Origin of the sequence: Kitasatospora sp. NPDC002551 (assembly GCF_040296005.1) — a bacterium.
Classification (GTDB): Bacteria; Actinomycetota; Actinomycetes; order Streptomycetales; family Streptomycetaceae; genus Kitasatospora.
Map to the genome: position 1 here is coordinate 1 of NZ_JBEOWI010000143.1, position 3,781 is coordinate 3,781.

At 74.5% G+C, this 3,781-nt stretch carries 2 protein-coding genes; both read right to left on the reverse strand.

The window, feature by feature from the left end; translation table 11 throughout:
• A partial coding sequence (locus tag ABT093_RS40555) for a type I polyketide synthase (RefSeq protein ID WP_502884432.1) occupies positions 1-1,467 on the reverse strand: 1,467 nt, incomplete at its 3' end.
• Positions 1,468-1,523: 56 nt separating this feature from the next.
• On the reverse strand, positions 1,524-3,781 hold a 2,258-nt coding region (locus tag ABT093_RS40560; protein WP_350572528.1), incomplete at its 5' end, for an SDR family NAD(P)-dependent oxidoreductase.

Sequence of the window (3,781 nt, forward strand, 5' to 3'; positions counted from 1 at the left end):
GGCCTGAGCGCGCAGCGACGCGGCGCTGCGCGCGGACACCACCAGCGGCACCACCCCCGAACCCGGCAGCACGGACGGGTACTCCTCGACGGCGGCCGGCTCCTCCGCTGGCGCCTGCTCCAGGACGATGTGGGCGTTGGTGCCGCTCACACCGAACGAGGACACACCGGCCCGCCGGGGCTCCTCGCCCTGCGGCCACGGCCGGGCCTGCGTCAGCAGCCGCACCGCGCCGGACTCCCAGTCCACCTTCCGCGAGGGCTCGTTGACGTGCAGGGTGCGCGGCAGCACACCGTTGCGCATCGCCATCACCGTCTTGATGACCCCGGCCACGCCGGACGCGGCCTGGGCGTGTCCCAGGTTCGACTTGACCGAGCCCAGCCACAGCGGCCGCTCGGCGGGCCGCCCCTGGCCGTACGTCGCCAGCAGGGCGCCCGCTTCGATCGGGTCGCCCAGCGTCGTCCCGGTGCCGTGCGACTCCACCAGGTCGACCTGCTCGGGCGTCAGCCGGGCGTTGGCCAGCGCCGCCCGGATCACCCGCTGCTGGGCGGGACCGTTCGGCGCGCTCAGCCCGTTGCTCGCGCCGTCCTGGTTGATCGCGCTGCCCCGGACGACCGCGAGCACCGGGTGCCCGTTGCGCCGCGCGTCCGACAGCCGCTCCAGCAGCAGCACGCCGACGCCCTCGCCGAGGCCCATGCCGTCGGCGTCCTCGCTGAACGCCTTGCAGCGGCCGTCCTGGGCCAGGCCGCGCTGGCGGCTGAAGCCGACCAGGCCGAGCGGGTCGGCCATGATCGCGGCGCCGCCGACCATCGCCATCGCGCAGTCGCCCTGCCGCAGCGACTGGACGGCGAGGTGCAGGGCCACCAGCGAGGACGAGCACGCGGTGTCGACCGTGACGGCCGGGCCCTCCAGGCCGAGGGTGTACGAGACGCGGCCGGAGATGACGCTGGTCGACATGCCGGTGACCAGGTGGCCCTGCACGCCGTCGGGCACGTTCTGGTAGTCGATGCCCCAGCCCTGGTACGCCGCTCCGACGAACAGGCCGACCTTGGTGCCGTGCAGGCCCGAGGGGTCGATGCCGGCCCGCTCGAAGGCCTCCCAGGAGGTCTCCAGCAGCAACCGCTGCTGCGGGTCCATGGCACTGGCCTCACGCGGGGAGATGCCGAAGAACGCCGGGTCGAAGCGGTCGGCGTCGTGCAGGAAGCCGCCCTCGGTGGTGTAGACCTTGCCCTGCTGGTCCGGGTCCGGGTCGTAGAGGCCCTCCAGGTCCCAGCCGCGGTTGACGGGGAACCCGGAGATGGCGTCCTGCTCCCGCGCGACCAGGTTCCACAGCTCCTCGGGGGAGCCGGCCCCGGGGTAGCGGCAGCTCATGGCGACAATGCCGATCGGCTCCCGGGACGCGGCCGTGAGCTGCTGGTTGGCCCGCCGCAGCCGCTCGGTCTCCTTCAGGGACTCGCGCAGCGCTCCCACGAGTTTGTCGTCGGCGCTCGTCATCATCTGCTCCGCTCTTCGCTTCGTCTCAGAGGTCACTTGTTGTCGTACGCCATGCGGATCAGCCCATCGACGTCCAGATCGTCGATGGCCTCCGCGGAGTCGCCGTCGCCGGGCACCGCGGCGGAATCGGTGTCGGGCGACTGGGCCAGCCTGCGCAGTTCGTCGAGCAGTCCGGACTCCTGGAGCCGCAGCAGCGGAATGGAGTCCAGCAGCTCCCGGACCTCCGCCTCGGCGGGGTCGGTGGGGGCCGTGCGGCCCTGGTCGGGGAAGAGCGAGGCCCCGATGTGGTCGGCCAGCGCCCGGGCCCGCGGGTAGTCGAAGACCACCGTGACGGGCAGGCGCAGGCCGGTCGCCGCGCTCAGCCGGTTGCGCAGGTCGACGGCGCTCAGGGAGTCGAAGCCGAGCTCCCGGAAGGCCCGTGACTCGTCGACGGCCGCCGGGCCGGGGTAGCCGAGCACCGAGGCGATCTGGGTGCACACCAGCTCGGAGAGGGCGCGTCGGCGCTCCTCGGGGGACAGCCCGGTCAGCCGCAGGCGCACCGAGGAGTCGTCGTCCCCGGCCGGGGCCGGGGCGGCCTCGGCGGCCAGGATCCCGGCCACCTCCGGCACCTCGCCGAGCAGCGGGCTCGGCCGGGCGGAGGTGAACACCGGGACGAACCGCTCCCAGTCGACGTCCGCGACGACCACCACGCAGTCGTCGCGGTCCAGCACCTGCTGGAAGGCGTTGATGGCCAGCTGCGGCGACATGAACGGGATGCCGCGGCCGCGCAGTTGCTCCTCGGCGAGGTTGGCGGCCATGCCGCCGCCGTCCTCCGGGCTCCAGATGCCCCAGACCACCGAGGTGGCGGCGAGGCCCCGGGCCCGGCGCCGCTCGGCGAGGCCGTCGAGGTAGGCGTTGGCCGCCGCGTAGGCGCCGTGGTCCCCGCTTCCCCAGACCGCGGAGATGGAGGAGAAGAGCACGAAGGCGTCCAGCTCGGAGCGGTCGAACACCGCGTCCAGGTTGGCCGCTCCCACGATCTTGGCGTGGGCGGTGTCGGAGAACTCCAGGAGGTCGGTGTCCGCGAGCGGCACCAGCACGCCCGCGCCGGCGATGTGCAGGACGGTGCGGATCCGCGAACCGTCCGCCTCGACCTGCCGGACCAGGTCGGTCAGCGCGGCGAGGTCGGTCACGTCGCAGGCGGCGAGGGTGACGCGGGCGCCCAGCTCGGTGAGTTCGGCCTCCAGCTGCCGCGCGCCGGGCGCCGCCGCGCCGCTGCGGCTGGTGAGGACCAGGTGCTCGGCGCCGTTGCGGGCCAGCCACCGGGCCGTCTGGCTTCCGATGCCGCCGGTGCCGCCGGTGATCAGCACGGTGCCGCGGGGCTTCCAGGCCGGGACGGGGTCCGCCGCGGCCAGGGACGCCCGGACCAGTCGGCGGACCAGGAGGCGGGTGCCACGCACGGCGAGCTGGTCCTCGTCGCCGGGCCCGGCCAGGGCGGCGCACAGCAGCGCGGCGGCGCGGCCGTCCAGGGTCTCGGGCAGGTCGATCATGCCGCCCCAGCGCTGCGGGTGTTCGAGGGCGGCGACCCGCCCCAGGCCCCAGACGGCGGCCTGGGCGGGGTCGACCGGCCGGTCGGTCCCGGCGGTGCCTGCCGGTGCGGTGGTGACGGCGCCGCGGGTGGCGAGCCAGAGGGGAGCGTCGATTCCCGCGTCGCCGAGGGCCTGGACCAGCGTCAGGGTGAGACCGAGCCCGGCCGGCAGCTCCGGGCAGCCCTGGTGCGGGCCCTCGGTGAGGGCGAGCAGGGAGAGCACTCCGGCGGGGGCCGTGCCGTCCAGCGCCTCCCGCAGGTGCGAGGCGAGCGTCTCGCGGTCGGCGTCCGCGGGCTTCACCTCCAGCGGCACCACCTGGAGGCCCTGGCCGCGCAGGGCCTCGACCACCTGGTGCGCCTCGGGGACGCCCGCGGGGATCACGGTCGGCCAACTGCCCGACGGCACGGTGGCCTTGGGGTCGGTCAGGGGCTTCCAGGTGATGCGGTAGCGCCAGGAGTCGGTGAGGGCTTGTTCGCGGTTGCGGCGGCGCCAGGAGGTGAGGGAGGGGAGGAGGGGTGACAGGGTGTCGGGGGTGTCGAGTTCGAGGGTGGTGGCGAGGTGGTCGAGGTCTTCGCGTTCGACGGCTTCCCAGAAGGCGGTTTCGACGGGGTCGGTGGCGGTGGTGACGGTGGTGGGGGTGTCGGGTTCGAGCCAGTAGCGGCGGTGGTCGAAGGCGTAGGTGGGGAGGTCGACGCGGTGGCGGGTGTGGGTGGGGAAGGTGGTGT